Genomic DNA, 17127 nt, shown 5'->3' on the forward strand with positions numbered 1-17127 from the left:
CCGGCGAGGTCAGCCCTTCTCCAGGTATTCGGCCCGCTCCTCGTCGACCAGGGCGGCGACGGACGCGGCCAGCGCCGGGTGCCGGGCCAGCTCCGGATCCTCCTCGACCAGCTCGATCGCCTCGGCGCGGGCGTCACGGATCAGCTCCGTGTCGCGCAGGAGCGACAGCAACCGCAGGTGTGAGCGCCGGCCGGACTGGGACGCGCCGAGCACGTCGCCCTCCCGGCGCTGCTCCAGGTCGAGCTCGGCCAGCTTGAACCCGTCGGTGGTGGAGGCCACCGCGTCCAGCCGCTCCCGGGCCGACGAGCCCTCGGCCGCCTCGGTGACCAGCAGGCAGAGACCCGCGGCCGACCCCCGGCCCACCCGGCCGCGCAACTGGTGCAGCTGGGAGACGCCGAACCGGTCGGCGTCCAGCACGATCATCACGGTCGCGTTGGGGACGTTCACGCCCACCTCGACGACCGTGGTCGCCACCAGCACGTCCAGGTCGCCGGCGGCGTACGCGCGCATCACCGCGTCCTTCTCGTCGGCCGGCAGCCGCCCGTGCAGCACCCCGATCCGCAGCCCGTGCAGCGGCCCGTCGGCGAGCAGCGGGGCCACCTCGGTCACCGCCAGCGGCGGCCGGCGACCGTTGTCGTCCTCCCGCGGCGCCTCCTCGTCGGAGACCGGACCGTCCCCGATCCGGGGGCAGACCACGTACGCCTGGTGGCCCTTGCCGACCTCCTCGCGCAGCCGACGCCAGGCCCGGTCCAGGAAGGCCGGCTTCTCGGCGGCCGGCACCACGTGCGAGGCGATCGGCGAGCGGCCCTGCGGCAACTGGGACAACGTGGAGGTCTCCAGGTCGCCGTAGACGGTCATGGCGACCGTGCGCGGGATCGGGGTGGCGGTCATCACCAGCACGTGCGGCGGCTGCTCGGCCTTGGCGCGCAGCGCGTCCCGCTGCTCCACGCCGAAGCGGTGCTGCTCGTCCACCACCACCAGGCCCAGGTCGGCGAAGTCGACGCCCTCGTAGAGCAGCGCGTGCGTGCCGAGCACGATGCCGGCCCGGCCCTCGGCCACCTCGGCCAGGGCACGGCGTCGGGCCGCCGCGCCCAGCGAGCCGGTGACCAGCTCCACCCGGGTGGCGTCATCGGCGGCGCCCAGCTCACCCGCGGCGCCGAGCGGGCCGAGCAGCTCCCGGATGCCGCGGTGGTGCTGGGCGGCGAGCACCTCGGTCGGGGCGAGCAGCGCGGCCTGACCGCCGGCGTCGACCACCTGGAGCATGGCGCGCAGCGCCACCACCGTCTTGCCGGAGCCCACCTCGCCCTGGAGCAGCCGGTGCATCGGGTGCGCGGTGGCCAGGTCGGCGGCGATCTCCCGCCCGACCACCTGCTGGCCAGGGGTCAGCTCGTACGGCAGCCGGGCGTCGAACGCGTCCAGCAGGCCACCCGCCCGGGCCGGTCGGGCCCGCGCCGGCCACGCCGCCGCCCGGTGCTTGCGCTGCGCCAGGGTGAGCTGCACCGCGAACGCCTCGTCCCACTTGAGCCGGCGGCGGGCCCGGTAGAGCGCCTCCTTGCTGGACGGCCGGTGGATCTCCCGCAGGGCGGCGCCGATGCCGACCAGGTTGCGGGTGGCCCGCAGGGTGGCCGGCAGCGGGTCGTCCGGCGGGGTGAACGTGTCCAGCACCACCCGGACGCAGCGGGCGATCACCCAGGTCGGCACCGCCGCCGCGGCCGGGTAGACCGGGATCAGCGCGCCGGCGAACTCCTCGACCTCCTCGTTGGCCGCCGCCTCGCCGTCACCGCCCTCGCCGAGCAGGACGTACTCCGGGCCGTTGAGCTGCCGCTTGCCCCGGAACTCGGTCACCTTGCCGGCGAACAGCCCCCAGCGGCCCGGTCGCAGCTCCCGCTCCCGCCACGCCTGGTTACCGAAGAAGGTGCAGGTCAGCACGCCGCCGGAACCGTCGCCGACGGTCACCTCCAGCAGGTTGCCGCGCCGCTGGCGCATCGGGCGGACCGCGGTGCGCTGCACCTGGGCCAGCACCGTGACCTGCTCCCCCACGTCGAGCGAGCGGATGTCGGTGTGCTCGCCGCGCTCGTCGTAGCGGCGCGGGAAGTGATAGATCAGGTCACCGGCGGTGTGCAGGTCGAGGTGGCCGGCAAGCGCCTTCGCGGTCTTCTCCCCGACCAGCTTCTTGAGCGGGGTGTCCACCGTCGACGGTTCGCTCGTCATTCGACCCCCAGCAGGAGCGGGTAGTGCGGCTGGCCGCCCTCGTACGCCTGCACCTCGACGAACGGCCAGGCGCGCTCGACGTGCGCGCGGACACGGTCGGCCAGCCCGGCCGGGGCGTCCGCCCCGCAGAGCAGCGTGACCAGCTCGCCGCCGCCGCCGAGCATCCGGTCGACCACGGCGGTGCAGGTGTCGGTCAGATCCTGCCCGATCAGGTGCACCTCGCCCTCCACCAGGGCCAGCACGTCACCCGGCCGGCACGGGCCGGCGACGGTGAGCGCCTCCCGGCCGGCGTGGCAGACCTCGGCGTAGCGGCAGGCGCCGGCGGCCTCGGCCATCGCGATCACGTCGTCCTCGAAGCGGCGCTTCGGGTCGCGGACGGCGAGCGCGGCGAGCGCCTGCACCGGGGAGCGGGTGGGCACCACGCTGACCTTGATGCCGAGACGGTGCGCCTCCTTGGCCGCCGCGCTCGCCACCGACTGCGTGTTCGGGTCGTTCGGCAGCACCACCACCCGGGCCGCGTCGGTGGCCCGGACCGCGTCGAGCAGCTCGCCGGTGGACGGGTTGGCCGGCACCACCACCGCGCCCTCGGCGGCGAACAGCTCGGCGATGCCGGCGCCGGTGGCGACCACCACGGCGGCCCGGCCACCGGACGGCGTCGGCGGCGGGCCGGGCACCGGAACGGGGTGGTCGGCGAAGCGGGTCACCGTGATCCGGTGCGGCCGGCCGGCGACCACGCCCGCCTCCACGGCGGCCCCGACGTCGTTGACGTGCACGTGCACGTTCCAGGTGCCGTCGCCGTCCCCGACCACGGCCAGGGAGTCGCCGAGCCCGGCCAGCTCGCCGCGCAGCCGCGCGACCGCCTCCTCGGTGGCGTCGAGGAGGTACTGCACCTCGTAGGCGTACGCGTCGGAGCCGGTCTCCCGGACGGCGGCCCCCGGCCGGTGCGGCGCGGCCGGCGCGAGGGCCGGCCGGCCGGGGCTCTCCCCCGTGATCACCTCGACCAGCGCGTCGAGCAGCAGGCAGAGCCCGCGCCCGCCGGCGTCGACCACGCCGGCGCGGGCCAGCTCGGGCAGTTGCTCCGGGGTGCGGGCCAGCGCGTCCGTGGCCGCCTCGGCGGCGGCCCCGGCCACCGTGCGCAGGTCGTCGCTGTCCGCCCGTTGGGCCGCGCGGGCCGCCGCGGCGACCACGCTCAGCAGCGTGCCCTCGACCGGCCGGGCGACCGCGGCGTAGGCGGCGGTGGCGGCGTCGGCGAGCGCACCGGCGAGCTGCCGGCCCCGGACCGCCGGCGCGGCGGCGAGCGCGTCCGCGAGGCCGCGCAGGATCTGCGAGAGGATCACCCCGGAGTTGCCCCGCGCGCCGAGCAACGCGCCGCGGGCCATCAGCCGCAGCGCGTGCCCGTGCGGGGTGTGCCCGTCGTCGGGGAGGGTGCCGAGATCCATGGCCAGGGCCTGCTGGGCCGAGGTGAGCGTGAGCACCAGGTTGGTGCCGGTGTCGCCGTCCGGCACCGGGTAGACGTTGAGGTCGTCGATCTCGCCCTGGTGCCGCTGGAGGGCGGCCAGCCCGCTCGTGCACCAGCGGCGCACCGCGGCGGCGTCGAGGGTGTCCAGCACGTCGGGAAGCCTACTGGCGCGCACCGACACGCGCCGGGGTCGTCCGGCGTGTCCGCCCGGCCGGTCGGCCCGGTCGGTCCCGGTCCCGGGTCGACCACGCGCCGACCCGGCCGGCCGGTACGCTGGATGGGCTCGGCGAAGGGCCGATTGGGCGTACCGACCGGCATCGGGTAACCTGGCCAGGTTGCCCGGGCTGCGCCTGGCGGCGACCTCATGAACGTTTCAATCCCAGGAGTATCCCGTGGCTAGCGTGTGCGACGTCTGTGGCAAGGGACCGGGCTTCGGCCACAACGTGTCCCACTCGCACCGGCGGACCAACCGCCGCTGGAACCCGAACATCCAGTCGGTGCGTACCCCGGCCGGTGGCGGCACCACCAAGAAGTTGCAGGTCTGCACCTCGTGCATCAAGGCCGGCAAGGTCACCCGCGCCTGACGCGGAGCACCACCGGAACATCGTCGGTCGCCGGCGGACCCCTCGGGTCCGCCGGCTTCTGTCGTGTCCGCCGGTCCGCGGCGACCGCTGACCGACCGTACGGCGACCGGCTGGTCCCCGCCGGTTAGGGTGCTGCTGCGCCGGCCGTCCGGCTCCGGCGCGGACCGTGGGGAGGACGACCGGTGGACCTCGATCTGGGCCGCGAGCAACTGGTGGTGGTGGGCGGGTCGTTCGGCTCGTTGCGCTGGTTCGACCAGGAGCTGCCGGCCGGCAGTGTGGTGCTGGTCGAGGAGCCGGACGTGATCCGCCGCCGCGACCTGGCCCGGTTCGCCGAGGAGCTGCCGCTGATCGGCCGCCTGGTGGCCGCGGAGTACCAGACCGGCCTGGACGTCGACGCCCTGCTCGGTCGCGAGCCCGGCCTGGCCGACGCGCGCCTGGTGCTGCCCGGCCTGGAGTACGCGGTCGCCGCCACCGCCCGGCTGGCCGACCGGCTCGGTCTGCCCGGCGCCGGGGCGGTCGCCGCGGACATCTTCTCCGACAAGCACCGGATGCGGCTGCTCGCCGACGAGATCGGCCTGGCCAACCCGGCATACGAGCTGGTCGAGGACGCGGGCCGGGCGGCGGAGTTCGCCCGCGCCCACGGCGGCCGGTGCGTACTCAAGCCCACCCGCCGCTCCGGCAGCCTCGGCGTGCAGCTCATCACCGACCCGGCCGAGGTGCCGGCCCGCTGGGCGGCCAGCGCCACCCCGCCGGAGCCGGCCGAGGCCACCGCGGGCCTGCCCACCGGCGTGCTGGTCGAGGAACTGCTGGTCGGCTCCGAGCACAGCGTGGAGCTGCTGGTCGCCGCCGGCGAGGTGATCTTCGCCAACGTCACCGACAAGCGGGTCGCCGGTGGCCGGCACCCGGTGGAGACCGGGCACACCGTACCGTCCGCGCTGCCGCCGGCCGAGCACGACGCGATGCGGTCGGCGGCGACCCGCCTCGCCGCAGCGGCCGGCTTCGGCAGCGGCATGCTGCACAGCGAGTGGATCCTGGCCGACGGCGTGCCGACGCTCGTGGAGTGCGCCGCCCGGATGCCCGGCGACATGATCACGGCGCTCATCTCGATCGCCTACGAGCGGGACGTCATCGAGGCGTACCTGCGGGTGCTGTGCGGCGAACGACCGGCGCTGCCGCAGCGGCCGACCGGCGCGGCGGCGATCGAGTTCCTGACCGCCCCGCCCGGCCGGGTCACCGCGGTGGACGGCCGGCGGGCGGCGCTGCGCGTGCCGGGCGTGCTCGACGTCCAGGTCGAGACGAGGGTCGGGCAGACCGTGCCCGAGCTGCTCTCCTCGGCGCACCGCAGCGGGCACCTGATGACCTGGGGCGCGACGCCGGACGAGGCGGCGGTCGCCGCCCGTCGGGCCGCCGCGGAGATCCGGATCACGGTCGGCTGAGGGCGGCGGTCAGAGCGTCCGGCCGAACGACAGGCAGCCCGGCGCGTCCCGGTAGTAGCCGAAGTTCGGGATCCGCTCGTAGCCGGCCGAGGCGTACATGGCGAGCGCCTCGGGCTGCTTGTCGCCGCACTCCAGCACGATCCGCTTCCGGCCGGCGTCGTGGGCGGACCGCTCGATCGCGGCGAGCACCGCACGGGCCACGCCCCGGCCCCGGGCGGCCGGCGCGGTGTACATCCGCTTCAGCTCGGCCTCCTCGCCGTCCGCGCCGTGGCTGCGCCAGCCGCCGCAGCCCACCGGCAGGCCGTCCAGGTACGCGACCAGGAACGCGCCGGCCGGCGGGACGAACTCGGCGGCGTCGACGGGCGTCTCGTCGCCGTTGCCGCCGTACCGCCGGCCCAGGTCGGCCAGCGCCGCCCGGATCAGCTCCTGCGACTCGGGCGCGTCGAAGCGCCGCGGGAGGATCTCGATCTCGCTCACCGTGCCAGGCTACGACCGCCCCTGGCCCCCGGCCGGCGCCGGTCGCCACGCTCGGACGCAGATCACTGCGGGCCCTGGCGGAAGAGCCTGCTGGCCCGCCCTGCGACGGGTCGGCTGGTCCGCCCTGCGACGGGTCAGCTAGTCCGCCCTGCGGAAGTGGTCCCAGCCACGCGGGCCGTCGTAGTCACCGCCGTCGACGGTGACCCCGGCGCCCTCGGTGACCCGGCCGACCGGACGCCAGCCGTCCGGCAGCGCCGCGTCGGCGGGGAACGTGGCCGCCAGGGCGTGGTCGTCGCCGCCGGCCAGGATCCAGGAGTACGGGTCGACGCCGAGCGCCTGCGCCGCGTCGCGCATCTGTCGGGGCACCTCGAACGCGTCCCGGCTCAGGTCGACCGCCACCCCGCTGGCCGTGGCCACGTGTCCCAGGTCGGCGAGCAGCCCGTCCGAGACGTCGATCATGGCGGTGGCGCCGGCCGCGGCGGCGGCCGGCCCGGCGGCGTACGGCACCTCGGGACGGCGGAACGCCTCGACCAGCAGCCGGGGCGTACGGAAACCGCGGGACAGCACGGTGAAGCCGGCCGCCGCCCAGCCGGTACGCCCGGCGAGCGCCACCACGTCGCCCGGTCGCGCCCCGGAACGGACCACCGGCGCGCGGCCGGCCAGGTCACCGAGCGCGGTGACCGCGACGGTCAGCGTCGGGCTGGCGGACATGTCCCCGCCGACCACGCTCGCGCCCACGCCGGCCGCCTCCGCGCCCAGCCCGTCCGCCAGTTCCTCGGCCCAGGCCGGGTCCAGGTCGGCCGGCATGCAGAGCGCGACCAGCAGCGCGGTCGGCGTCGCGCCCATGGCGGCGACGTCGGCGAGGTTGGCCGCGGCGGCCCGGTGCCCGACGTCCCGCGCCGAGGACCAGTCCCGCCGGAAGTGCCGCCCCTCGACGAGCACGTCGGTGGAGGCGACCACCCGCCGGTCCGGCGCCGCCACCAGCGCCGCGTCGTCGCCGGGGCCGAGCAGGCAGCTCTCCCCGTACGACAGCCGGGCGGTCACCCGGTCGATCAGTCCGAACTCCCCGACACCCGCGACCGTCATGCCGTCCCCTCGTTCCGCTCCGTCGTTCCGCACGTTCCGCACCCGTCCCCCGCCCTCGACCTGCCCGCCCACCGGCGACCGATAGGGATCACGCCCGGTCGGTACGGTAGTTTCACCCTTCGGGCCGCCCCAGGCGGCGACGGACGGAGGTCGAGTCGTGGTACAGGCGTACATCCTCATCCAGACCGAGGTCGGCCGGGCGCGTGACGTGGCCGGTCTGATCGCGGACCTTGCCGGCGTGGTACGGGTCGACGCCGTCACCGGGCCCTACGACGTGGTCGTGCTCACCGAGGCGAACACGGTCGACGAGCTGGGCAAACTCATCGTCAGCAAGGTGCAGATGGTGCCCGGCATCACCCGCACGCTCACGTGTTCGGTGGTGCGGCTGTAAGTGGACGAGACGGAACCCACCGCGCGCCGGGACCCCGGCACCCGACGGGCCGCGCTCTGGGCCACGGTGATCGCGGTGCCGATGACCCTGGCGGTGGCCGGCTTCACGTTCGCCAAGCTCGCCCCGGAGTCCCCGGACGCCGCGCCGAGCGCGTCGGCGAGCCCTCGGGCGCAGTCCACCGCGCCGGTCGAGCTGCCCGCGCCGGCGCTCGCCCAGCGCCCCGGGGTCGTCTGCCGCGCCCTGGTCTCGCAGCTTCCCGACAGCGTGCGTGACCTGCGGCAGCGCCCGGTCACCGCGGGTCCGGAGCAGAACGCGGCGTACGGCGACCCGGCGCTCACCGTGGCCTGCGGCGCGACGCCGCCGGTGCGGCCCTGCCCGTCGCCCACCGGCGGCGCCACGCTGCCCGCCGGTTGTTTCCCGGACACCGACGAGGTGTTCCGGGTCAACGGCGTCTGCTGGCACCCGGTGACCGGGGCCGGCGCCACGGTGCTGACCACCGTCGACCGGGAGGTGCCCGTCCAGGTCCGGGCGCCGGAGACGTACCAGCCCGCGTTGCAGTGGGTGGTGCAGATCTCCGACGCGATCGTCAGCGCGGTCCCCTCGGCGAAGCAGGCCCCCTCGGGCTGCGCCGGGTGACGCCCGGGCCGGCCCGTCAGCGGCCGGCGCGGCGGTGCAGGGCGGTGCGGATCAGGCGGTTGACCAGCTTCGGGTACTCCAGCCCGCTGGCCGCCCACATACGCGGGAACATCGAGGTCGGCGTGAAGCCCGGCATCGTGTTGATCTCGTTGAGGAAGACCTCCTGCGCCGGGGTGACGAAGAAGTCGACCCGGGCCAGGCCGGAGCAGTCAAGCGCGGTGAACGCCCGGGTGGCGTAGTCGCGCACCTGCCGGGTCACCGCCTCGGGCAGCTCCGCGGGAACGTCGTACTCGGTCACCTCGTCGGCGAAGATGTACTTGGCCTCGAAGTCGTACCAGTCGCGGTCGCCGATCATCCGCACCTCGGCGAGCACCGACGCCTCGGGCGCGCCGCCGGCCTCGCCCTCCAGCACGCCGCACTCGATCTCGCGGCCCACCACGGCGGCCTCGACGAGCACCTTGCTGTCGATCTCCCGGGCAGTGGTCAGCGCGGCGTCCAACTGCGCCCAGTCGTCGACCTTGGTGATGCCGAACGAGGAACCGGCGCGGGACGGCTTGACGAAGACCGGCAGGCCGAGGCGCTCCTTGTCCTCCTCGCTCAGCGACATCCCGGCGCGCAGCACCGCGTACGGGCCGACCGGGATGCCCTCGGCCGCGCAGAGCTTCTTGGTGAACTCCTTGTCCATGGCGGCGGCGGACGCGAACACGTTCGCCCCGACGTAGGGGAGGTCCGCCATCTCCAGCATGCCCTGGATCGTGCCGTCCTCGCCGTACGCGCCGTGCAGCACCGGGAAGACCACGTCCACGTCGGCCAGCGCCACCGGACCCTGGGCCGGGTCGAGCACCATCAGGCCGCCGGCGGCCGGGTCGGCGCGCAGCAGCAGTTCGGCGCCGGAGCCGGCGGTGATCTCGGGCAGCTTGCGGTCGGCGATGGCGAGCCCGGCCGGGTCGCCGCTGGCGAGCACCCACTGGCCCCGCCGGGTGATGCCGACCGGGACGACCTCGAACTCGTCCGGGTCCAGGGCGGCCAGCACGCTGCCGGCGCTGACGCAGGAGATGCCGTGTTCGGGGCTCCGGCCGCCGAAGACGATCGCCACACGGGTCTTGCCTGGGGTGGTCATGGTCACCTCATCGTTCGCGGCTGCGGCTGGCCGTGCTCGCCGGTGGCGCTCACCCGGTTGACCTTACTGTGCGTCGTCGGCAGCGGTGGCCGATACCCGGGCAGAGCGCAACGGTGTGGCAAACGGTCAAGATGACATATACGGGGAGTAACGGCGCGGGCGGCCGACGGCGGGACCTGCCGTCGGCCGCCCGGCTCCCCGACCCCCGTTGCCGCCTCCACGGGGTCGGGCCCGGTGTGGTTCAGGTGACCGGACGCCGGAGCCGGCGGCCGACCGCGATGACCTTGACCCGCTGCCGGCCGGCCCGCACCATGCCCAGCGCCATGAACGCGCCGGCGATCCGGTCGGCCGCCTCCCGGCTGCTCGCGCCGACCACCTGCCGGCGTCGTTCCGGGCTGGTCCGTTCGTCGCGGCCGGGGCAGTCGGTCGGGCGTACGTCGGTGAGGACCACGAGGAACCGGGTCATTCCGGGCCACCCCCGCCCCCGGGGCGGCAGGCCGTCACCGTCATCGCGATTCCTCCCCGTCTGGCGGACCGGGTAGGGGCACGCGGCGATCGGGTCGTGGGGGAGTAGACCCGACCGCCGCGCACCCCATCCCCTCCGGTCGCTCACCACCACCGTCGCCACGACAACCGGTGGTGAGGACGCCATCACAGGTTGACAGGTGGACGGGCGTGAATGCAACTCTCATCGGCTTTCTCTCATGCCCACTTTCCCACCGGATATGAGACCATCGATACATGGCGCCGAAGACCGCCCGAGCCCGACGGCTCGGCATCGCCCTGCGAACCCACCGGGAGGCCGCCGGCCTCACGCTGGAGACCGCGGCCGACGAGATCAACAGCACCCGCAGCACGCTGTCCCGCTACGAGAACGCCCAGACGCTGATCAGCCCGGCCACCGTGCGCGCGCTGCTCACCAGCTACGGCGTGGGACCCGACGAGATCGCCGCGGCGGTCCAACTGGCCAAGGACGCCCGCAAGCCCGGCTGGTGGGTGTCCTACTCGTACCTGCTGGACCGCCGCACCATCGACTTCATCGCGCTGGAGGCCGAGGCCACCGGCATCGCGAACTTCGAACCGTCGGTGGTGCCGGGCCTGCTGCAGACCGCCGACTACATCCGCGCGGTGATGCGCGGTGGCCCGCACACGCTCAGCGACGAGCAGGTGGAGCAGCGCGTCCACCTACGGCTGGACCGCCAGCAGCGGATCACCGCGGCGGAGCCGCCGATCCTCGACGCCATCATCGACGAGGGCGCGCTGCTGCGCCCGGTCGGCGGCCGGGCGGTGATGGCCAGCCAGCTCCAGCACCTGCTCAAGATGACCGAGCTGCCGAACATCACGGTGCAGGTGATCCCACTCTCCGCCGGCTACCACCGGGGCACCCGGGGTTCCCTGCACATCCTGGAGTTCGCCGACCCGGAGGACCCGATCATCGCGTCGGTGGAGACCGTCGCCGGGCAGATGGTCCTGGACCGGCCGGGCGACCTGCGTACCTGTACAAAGATCATGGAGCACCTGCGGACCGTGGCGTTGAGCCCGGCGGCCAGTCGGGACCAGCTCCTCCGTCTGCTCAACGAGAGGTGACCGCATGAACGGCACGACCCCCAGCCACCCGACGCCGCGGTGGCGCAAGAGCAGCCACAGCGGCGACGAGGGCGCCTGCGTGGAGATGGCGCCGCTGCCGGAGACCGTCGCGGTCCGCGACTCCAAGGACCCGACCGGCCCGGTGCTCGTGTTCCCGCCCGCCGCCTGGGCCGCCTTCACCGCCGCGCCGCCCCGCGCCTGAACGCGGGATGTCAGGCGGGGCCCCCACCTCTACCGGAGGCGTCAAGCGGGGGCCCCGCCTTTCACCCGCTCCAGGGCGGCGATCGCGACGCCCCGCGCGCCGGCCATGTCACGGTCGGGCACCAGCGCGAACGTCGCCACCGCGCGTTGCTCGTCGCGGAGCACCGTGTGCTCCGCGACGGTGGCGAGGAACCAGTCCCGGAACTCCGGCGCGGCCTCCACCACGCCGCCACCGACGAAGTACGCGTGCGGGTCGGTGAAGTTCGCCGCGATGGTGAACAACCGCCCCAGCGCCCGGGCCTGCTGGCCGAACACCTGACGGGCCAACGGGTCGCCCCGCTCGCCGAGGTCGCGGAGCAGCTTCGCCGCCCGGCCGGGCTCCTCCGCCGCCAACGGATGCTCCGGATGCCGGGCCAGCCAGTACGGCAGCAGGTTGCGCCGGATGGCGGTGAGCGAGGCGACGCTCTCCGCGTCCCCGGCGAATCCGCAGGCACAGACCGGCACCGGCTGGCCCGGTTCGAGCAGCCCGTCCAGTGGGATGTGCACGTGCCCGAACTCGCCCGCCATGCCGGCCGCGCCGCCGACCACCCGGCCGGCCTCGACCACGCCCCCGCCGAGGCCGGTGCCGACGATCGCGGACACCGACGAGCGGGCCGCCGCGTCCGTGCCGAAGTGCACGTGGTGGGCGTAGAGCGCGGCGGCGTTGCCGTCGTTGGCGTACACCACCGGCAGGCCGAGCCGCCGCTCCAGCGCGCTGCGCACGTCGTAGCCGCGCCACGCGGGCTGCGCGAAGTTGGTCGACCCGCGCGACGAGATCACCCCGGTGGCGCTGGCCGGGCCGGGCGTGTCCAGCCCGACCGCGCGGACCAACTCGCGGGGCACCCCGGTGTACGCGAGCACACCGTCGAACGCCCGCGCGAGCGCCTCGACGGCCGCCTCCGGGCCGTCGCCCACCTCACTCGGGATCTCCCGCAGCCCGTCCACCAGGAACCGGCCGTCGACGGTCAGCACGGTGGCGTTGTTGCTCGTGCCGCCGTTGTCCAGCCCCACCACCACCGGCATTCCTGTGCTGCCCACCGCCACCGCCTCGCCGTCGAGTCTGAGCCGAGGTTAGTTCCCGGCCGGCCCACCCGCCACGGCGACGTCAGCCGGGGCGGCGGGCGGTCACGGCGGTGGCCTCCCACTCCTCGTCGCGCACCACGGTCGGGTCCAGCCCGGCGGCGGTGAACGCGGCGCAGAGCGCCGGCGCCTGCTCGGCGCTCACCTCGACCGCGAGGTGGCCGCCCGGGGCCAGCCACTCGGCCGCGCCGACGGCCACCCGGCGCAACACCGCGAGCCCGTCCGCGCCGCCGTCCAGCGCCACCGGGGCCTCGTGCAACCGGGCCTCGGCCGGCAGCATCGCCACCGCGTCGCTCGGCACGTACGGGGCGTTCGCCACCACCAGGTCCAGCCGGCCGCGCCAGCGCGCCGGCACCGGGTCGAACAGGTCGCCCCGGTAGACCGGCACGCCCAGCGGGTCGAGGTTGCGCCGGGCGCAGGCCACCGCGACCGGGTCGACGTCGGCGGCGCCCAACCAGCGCGGCGCCAGCCGGTCGTGCAGCACCACGGCGGCGGCACCGGAGCCGCAGCAGAGGTCCAGCACCGCCGGCGCCGGCCCGGTCACCGCCACGGCGGCGTCGACGAGCAGCGCGGTACGCCCCCGGGGCACGAACACGCCGGGGTGGACGACGATCCGCCGCCCGCAGAACTCGGCCCAGCCGAGCAGGTGCTCCAACGGCAGGCCGGCGACGCGACGGTCGACCAGGCGGGTCAGCGCGCCGGCCGAGTCGGCGGCGGCGATCAGGAGATCCGCCTCGTCCTCGGCGAAGACGCAACCGGCGGCACGCAGCCGGCGGACGAGGGCGGGACGGTCGGGAGTGAACACGGTGGATGCCATGGCAAGCCTCTCGGGGAACGCTCGTCGGCGCCCCCGGCGTCGCCTCAGCCCCGGGGCGACACGGACTCGGAGGGAGCGCCGGTCCTCTGCTGGTGGATCGGACTCACCTCCTCGCGTCGGGGCCGCACGGGCCGTGGCTGCCCGTCACGATAGCCCAGCGGTCGACCCGCCGTCTGCCCGGCACGTCAACGCGCGGCGGCGTCCAGCGCCGCGGCCACGTCGGCGACCAGGTCGGCGGCGTCCTCGATGCCGCAGGAGAGCCGGACGAAGCCGGGCGCGGTGTCGTCGCCCCACTGGGCCCGCCGGTCGGCGGTGGTGTGCAGCCCACCGAACGAGGTGGCGGCTGCCACCAGGCGGGACGCGTCCAGGAACCGGGCCACCCGGTCGGCGTCGCCCAGGTCGAACGAGAGCACGCCCGGGACGCGCCGCATCTGCGTCGACGCCACCCGGTACGCCGGGTCCGCCGGCCGCCCCGGCCAGCGCAGGCCGGTCACGTCCGGTCGGCCGGCGAGCAGCTCGGCAAGCGCCCCGGCGTTGGCGGTCTGCCGTGCCAGCCGCAGGTCGACGGTGGCCAGCGAGCGGTGGGCCAGCCAGCAGTCGAACGCGCCGGGCACCCCGCCGGTGGTGGTCCGCCACCCGGTCACCGCGTCGCGCAGCGCGGCGTCGCGCGTCGCCACGTAGCCGAGCAGCAGGTCGGAGTGGCCGGTGAGCGCCTTGGTGCCGGAGGCCACCACCACGTCCGCGCCGAGGTCCAGCGGGCGCTGCCCGAGCGGCGTCGCGGTGGTGTTGTCCACCGCCAGCAGCGCGCCCGCGGCGTGCGCCGCCCCGGCCAGCGCCGGCACGTCGGCCACGTCGAGGCCGGGATTCGCCGGCGTCTCCAGCAGCACCAGCCGGACGCCGTCGAACGACGGGTACGGCCCGGCGGTCGGCACGAGGACGACGCGCACCCCGATCCGCTCCAGCGTCCCGGTGGCGAACGCGCGCACCGGGAAGTAGCCGTCGGCGGGGAGCAGCACCGTGTCACCGGGGCGCAGCACGGCCAGCAGCAGCCCGGTGATGGCCGCCTGGCCGCTGGCGAAGGCCCGGCACTCGCCGCCCTCCAGCTCGCCGATCGCCGCCTCCAGCAGCCGGCGGGTGGGATTGTCCGGCCGCCCGTACCCGTCGGGCGCCGCCGCCGGCCCGCGCCACGGGTCGAGGTGGTAGGGCGCGGCGAACACCGGGCCGGGCAGGAACGGCTGGCCCGGCACCGCCTCCGGCAGGCCGGCGTGGACGCTGCGGGTGCCGTCCCCCCAGCCCGCGCTCACTCGTACGACTCCGGCTTGGCGGTGCGGCTCATCAGCGCGTCCACGGCCAGGCGGGGGTCCATCCCCTCGTGGCAGATCCGCTCGATCTGCTCGGTGATCGGCATCTCCACCCCGTGCGCCCGGGCCAGGTCCCGGATGGCCAGGCAGCTCTTCACGCCCTCGGCGGTCTGCCGGGTGGCCGCCTGCGCCTGCTCCAGCGTCTCGCCCCGGCCCAGGTGCTCGCCGAACGTGCGGTTGCGGGCCAGCGGCGACGAGCAGGAGGCGACCAGGTCGCCCATGCCGGCCAGCCCGGCGAAGGTGATCGGGTCGGCGCCGAGCGCCACGCCCAGCCGGGCGGTCTCGGCCAGGCCGCGGGTCATCAGCATGGCGCGGGTGTTGTCGCCGAAGCCCATCGCGGTGGCGATGCCGTAGGAGAGCGCGATCACGTTCTTCACCGCGCCGCCCAGCTCGCAGCCGATCACGTCGTCGTTCGTGTAGGGGCGGAAGTAGGGCGTCCGGATCGACGCCTGCACCAGCGCGGTACGCCGGCTGTCGGTGCCGGCGACCACGGTGGCGGCGGGCTGCTCGGCGGCGATCTCCGGGGCCAGGTTGGGCCCGGAGACCACGACCACCCGGTCGGCCGGCACCCCGGCCGTCTCCATGATCACCTGGCTCATCCGCTTGGTGGTGCCCAGCTCGATGCCCTTCATCAGGGACACCAGCGTGGCGTCGGGGGCCAGGTGCGGCGTCCACTCGGCGAGGTTGCCGCGCAGCGTCTGCGAGGGCACCGACAGCACCACCACCTCGGCGCCCTCGATCGCCTCGGCGGCGTCGCCGGTGGCGGTGACCCGCTCGGGCAGGCGCACGTCCGGCAGGTACTCCGGGTTGCGCCGCCCGTCGCGGATCGCCTCGGCCACCGCGGCGCGGCGGGCCAGCACCGTCACGTCCCGCCCGGCGTCGGCGAGGATCTTGGCGAACGCGGTCCCCCAGGAACCGGCGCCCAGCACCGCGACGTGCCCGCTCATTCGGAGACCTCCGGGGTGCCGGTGCGGGCCGGGCGCTGCCACAGCGGCGGCGGTGTGCCGCCCCGGATCTCGGCGACCAGGTCCCGGATCCGCAGCATGATGGTGTCCGTCATCTCCTCCAGGATCGGCCGGGTCGGCGTGGCGCCCGCCCACCGGCCCAGGTCGACCGGCGGCCCGGCGACCACCGTCACCGGCGTACGCGGGCGCAGCCCGAACCGGGCCGTGCGCGGGTCGAACATCCGCTCCGGGCCGATCATGGCCACCGGGATCACCGGGGCGCCGGTGGCCAGCGCCAGCCGGGCCGCGCCGGTCTTGCCCTTCATCGGCCACAGCTCCGGCTCCCGGGTGGTGGTCCCCTCCGGGTAGATCACCACGGCGCCTCCGTCGTCCAGCGCGGCGATCAGCTTGTCAAGCGACTTGACCGCCTCGACGCTGCCCCGCTCGACCGGGATCTGCTTGCACCGGTGCAGGATCCAGCCGATCACCGGCACCCGGAACACGCTCGCCTTGCCGAGGAACTGCGGCCAGCGCCCGGCGTCGTAGATGAAGTGCGCGGAGACCAGCGGGTCGGCGTGCGAGATGTGGTTGGGCACGATGATGACGCCGCCGTCGCCCCGCAGGTGCTCCATGCCCCGCCAGGTGCGCCGGGTCCAGACGGTCAACACCGGCTTCACCAGCACCACGGCGAACCGTTGCCAGAATCCCAGCCTCCGCGGTGCCACAGTGCCTCCTCGTTCCGCCCCACGCGCCCCGGGGAAGAATCATGCCTGCTCGCCACCGGTCCGGCCAGTGAGGGTACCGCCGGCCGCGCTGGCAGGATGGTCGGTGTGCCTGAGCCCAGCTGGACCGTGGTCACGCCGGTGAAGCACCTCGGGGTGGCGAAGAGCCGCCTGCGCGGCGCGCTGCCCGGCGTACCCCATGAGGAGCTGGCGCTGGCCCTGGCGGCCGACACGGTGCGCGCGGCGCTGGCCTGCCCGGCGGTCGGGCGGGTGCTGGTGGTCACCGACGACCCGCGGGTGACCGCCACCGTGACCGCGGCGGGCGCCCGGGTCGCGGGCGACCCCGCCGGCGGGCTCAACGCCGCCTTCCGGCACGGCGCCGCGGTGGCCGGGCCGCGCGCCCCGGTGGCCGCCCTCACCGCCGACCTGCCGGCGCTGCGCCCGGCCGAGCTGGCCGCGGCCTTGCGCGCGGCCGAGGGGGTACGCGGATTCGTCGCCGACGCCCCGGGCACCGGCACGGTGCTGCTGGCCACACCGCCCGGGGTGCCGCTGGCGCCCCGGTTCGGGCCCGGCTCGGCCGGTGCGCACGCGGCCGGCGGCGCGCTGCCGCTGACCGGCGACTGGCCCAGCCTGCGGCGGGACGTGGACACCGCGGCCGACCTGGCCACCGCCGCCGGGCTGGGCCTGGGGCCACGCACCGGCGCGCTGCTGGACCGCGCCGGCGACCCGGTCCGGTACGGTGCTGGCATGCAGGGCACGGTGGCCACCTACGACGCGTCGACGCGCAGCGGCGTGCTGCTGCTCGACGACGGCACCGAGCTGGCGTTCCCGGCCCGCGCCTTCGACGCCTCCGGGCTGCGGCTGCTGCGGCTCGGGCAGCGGGTGCGCGTCGAACGGGACGCGGCCGGCGAGGTCACCCGGGTGACGTTGCCGACGATGGCCTGAACAACCTGGTCGAGTTCATTTTCCGTTCACC

At 75.5% G+C, this 17127-nt stretch carries 18 protein-coding genes and 1 pseudogene; 8 read left to right on the top strand and 11 right to left on the bottom strand.

All coding sequences use genetic code 11. The features are described 5' to 3' along the window. Positions 1-9: 9 nt before the first annotated feature. A complete protein-coding gene (gene recG, locus AB0B02_RS17265) occupies positions 10-2211 on the bottom strand; it encodes an ATP-dependent DNA helicase RecG (protein WP_357301195.1) in 2202 nt (733 codons plus the stop codon). Continuing rightward, positions 2208-3821, bottom strand: coding sequence for a DAK2 domain-containing protein (locus tag AB0B02_RS17270; protein WP_357301197.1), 1614 nt, complete (start codon positions 3819-3821; stop codon positions 2208-2210). The genes recG and AB0B02_RS17270 overlap by 4 nt, the downstream gene beginning before the upstream one ends. A 241-nt stretch (positions 3822-4062) precedes the next feature. Here AB0B02_RS17270 and rpmB point away from each other — a divergent pair, with 241 nt between their 5' ends. Together rpmB and AB0B02_RS17280 are read left to right on the top strand one after the other, a co-directional pair. Further along, the gene (gene rpmB / locus AB0B02_RS17275; RefSeq protein WP_013284551.1) at positions 4063-4254 is read left to right on the top strand and encodes a 50S ribosomal protein L28; all 192 of its coding nucleotides are present in this window, start codon (positions 4063-4065) and stop codon (positions 4252-4254) included. Positions 4255-4436: 182 nt separating this feature from the next. Next, on the top strand, positions 4437-5690 hold the full coding sequence (locus tag AB0B02_RS17280; RefSeq protein WP_357301201.1) for an ATP-grasp domain-containing protein: 1254 nt from the start codon (positions 4437-4439) through the stop codon (positions 5688-5690). Positions 5691-5699: 9 nt separating this feature from the next. Here the strand turns inward: AB0B02_RS17280 and AB0B02_RS17285 are convergent, their stop codons facing one another. Together AB0B02_RS17285 and AB0B02_RS17290 are read right to left on the bottom strand one after the other, a co-directional pair. Further along, complete coding sequence (locus AB0B02_RS17285) at positions 5700-6167, bottom strand: GNAT family N-acetyltransferase (protein ID WP_357301204.1); 468 nt, start codon at positions 6165-6167, stop codon at positions 5700-5702. A 138-nt stretch (positions 6168-6305) separates the two neighbouring features. Continuing rightward, complete coding sequence (locus AB0B02_RS17290) at positions 6306-7253, bottom strand: thiamine-phosphate kinase (RefSeq protein WP_357301207.1); 948 nt, start codon at positions 7251-7253, stop codon at positions 6306-6308. A gap of 157 nt (positions 7254-7410) precedes the next feature. On the opposite strand from AB0B02_RS17290, the gene AB0B02_RS17295 reads away from it, so the two are divergent. Both AB0B02_RS17295 and AB0B02_RS17300 read left to right on the top strand, forming a co-directional pair. Further along, on the top strand, positions 7411-7644 hold the full coding sequence (locus tag AB0B02_RS17295) for an Lrp/AsnC ligand binding domain-containing protein (RefSeq protein WP_013284547.1): 234 nt from the start codon (positions 7411-7413) through the stop codon (positions 7642-7644). Next, a complete protein-coding gene (locus AB0B02_RS17300) occupies positions 7645-8280 on the top strand; it encodes a DUF3515 family protein (protein ID WP_357301212.1) in 636 nt (211 codons plus the stop codon). 16 nt (positions 8281-8296) lie between these two features. Here the strand turns inward: AB0B02_RS17300 and AB0B02_RS17305 are convergent, their stop codons facing one another. Together AB0B02_RS17305 and AB0B02_RS17310 are read right to left on the bottom strand one after the other, a co-directional pair. Then, on the bottom strand, positions 8297-9400 hold the full coding sequence (locus tag AB0B02_RS17305) for a D-alanine--D-alanine ligase family protein (protein ID WP_281935772.1): 1104 nt from the start codon (positions 9398-9400) through the stop codon (positions 8297-8299). A 241-nt stretch (positions 9401-9641) separates the two neighbouring features. Beyond that, positions 9642-9866, bottom strand: coding sequence for a hypothetical protein (locus AB0B02_RS17310; RefSeq protein WP_281935773.1), 225 nt, complete (start codon positions 9864-9866; stop codon positions 9642-9644). 275 nt (positions 9867-10141) lie between these two features. Between AB0B02_RS17310 and AB0B02_RS17315 the strand changes: the two genes are divergently transcribed. Continuing rightward, positions 10142-10987, top strand: coding sequence for a helix-turn-helix transcriptional regulator (locus tag AB0B02_RS17315; RefSeq protein ID WP_281935775.1), 846 nt, complete (start codon positions 10142-10144; stop codon positions 10985-10987). Between the two features lie 4 nt (positions 10988-10991). Next, complete coding sequence (locus AB0B02_RS17320; protein WP_107156132.1) at positions 10992-11189, top strand: DUF397 domain-containing protein; 198 nt, start codon at positions 10992-10994, stop codon at positions 11187-11189. Positions 11190-11230: 41 nt separating this feature from the next. Here AB0B02_RS17320 and AB0B02_RS17325 read toward each other — a convergent pair whose 3' ends face one another. The 5 genes from AB0B02_RS17325 to AB0B02_RS17345 form a co-directional block, all read right to left on the bottom strand. Continuing rightward, on the bottom strand, positions 11231-12265 hold the full coding sequence (locus tag AB0B02_RS17325) for an ROK family protein (protein ID WP_357301217.1): 1035 nt from the start codon (positions 12263-12265) through the stop codon (positions 11231-11233). 67 nt (positions 12266-12332) lie between these two features. After that, positions 12333-13124 carry a putative protein N(5)-glutamine methyltransferase gene (locus tag AB0B02_RS17330; RefSeq protein ID WP_357301220.1) on the bottom strand — a complete coding sequence of 264 codons (792 nt, stop codon included), beginning with the start codon at positions 13122-13124 and terminating at the stop codon, positions 12333-12335. Between the two features lie 185 nt (positions 13125-13309). After that, positions 13310-14428 (bottom strand): cystathionine gamma-lyase, encoded by a 1119-nt coding sequence (locus tag AB0B02_RS17335; protein ID WP_281935782.1) that lies wholly within the window; start codon positions 14426-14428, stop codon positions 13310-13312. Beyond that, on the bottom strand, positions 14425-15432 hold the full coding sequence (locus AB0B02_RS17340) for an NAD(P)H-dependent glycerol-3-phosphate dehydrogenase (protein WP_281935784.1): 1008 nt from the start codon (positions 15430-15432) through the stop codon (positions 14425-14427). The genes AB0B02_RS17335 and AB0B02_RS17340 overlap by 4 nt, the downstream gene beginning before the upstream one ends. Continuing rightward, the gene (locus tag AB0B02_RS17345) at positions 15429-16154 is read right to left on the bottom strand and encodes a lysophospholipid acyltransferase family protein (RefSeq protein WP_281935786.1); all 726 of its coding nucleotides are present in this window, start codon (positions 16152-16154) and stop codon (positions 15429-15431) included. The genes AB0B02_RS17340 and AB0B02_RS17345 overlap by 4 nt, the downstream gene beginning before the upstream one ends. A gap of 96 nt (positions 16155-16250) precedes the next feature. Between AB0B02_RS17345 and cofC the strand changes: the two are divergent. Next, a pseudogene (gene cofC, locus AB0B02_RS17350) lies at positions 16251-16850 on the top strand (2-phospho-L-lactate guanylyltransferase); the annotation flags it as partial. A 48-nt stretch (positions 16851-16898) separates the two neighbouring features. Beyond that, a complete protein-coding gene (locus AB0B02_RS17355; protein WP_281936282.1) occupies positions 16899-17096 on the top strand; it encodes a cold-shock protein in 198 nt (65 codons plus the stop codon). Positions 17097-17127: the final 31 nt, after the last annotated feature.

Source organism: Micromonospora sp. NPDC049240 (genome assembly GCF_040647835.1).
Classification (GTDB): domain Bacteria; phylum Actinomycetota; class Actinomycetes; order Mycobacteriales; family Micromonosporaceae; genus Micromonospora.

What these genes read in the sequence shown, in the direction of transcription:
- recG (WP_357301195.1), bottom strand. Translation starts at nt 2,211, where the DNA reads ATGACGAGCGAACCGTCGACGGTGGACACCCCGCTCAAGAAGCTGGTC.
- AB0B02_RS17290 (WP_357301207.1), bottom strand. Translation starts at nt 7,253, where the DNA reads ATGACGGTCGCGGGTGTCGGGGAGTTCGGACTGATCGACCGGGTGACC.
- AB0B02_RS17305 (WP_281935772.1), bottom strand. Translation starts at nt 9,400, where the DNA reads ATGACCACCCCAGGCAAGACCCGTGTGGCGATCGTCTTCGGCGGCCGG.
- AB0B02_RS17310 (WP_281935773.1), bottom strand. Translation starts at nt 9,866, where the DNA reads ATGACCCGGTTCCTCGTGGTCCTCACCGACGTACGCCCGACCGACTGC.
- AB0B02_RS17315 (WP_281935775.1), top strand. Translation starts at nt 10,142, where the DNA reads ATGGCGCCGAAGACCGCCCGAGCCCGACGGCTCGGCATCGCCCTGCGA.
- AB0B02_RS17320 (WP_107156132.1), top strand. Translation starts at nt 10,992, where the DNA reads ATGAACGGCACGACCCCCAGCCACCCGACGCCGCGGTGGCGCAAGAGC.
- AB0B02_RS17330 (WP_357301220.1), bottom strand. Translation starts at nt 13,124, where the DNA reads ATGGCATCCACCGTGTTCACTCCCGACCGTCCCGCCCTCGTCCGCCGG.
- AB0B02_RS17340 (WP_281935784.1), bottom strand. Translation starts at nt 15,432, where the DNA reads ATGAGCGGGCACGTCGCGGTGCTGGGCGCCGGTTCCTGGGGGACCGCG.
- AB0B02_RS17355 (WP_281936282.1), top strand. Translation starts at nt 16,899, where the DNA reads ATGCAGGGCACGGTGGCCACCTACGACGCGTCGACGCGCAGCGGCGTG.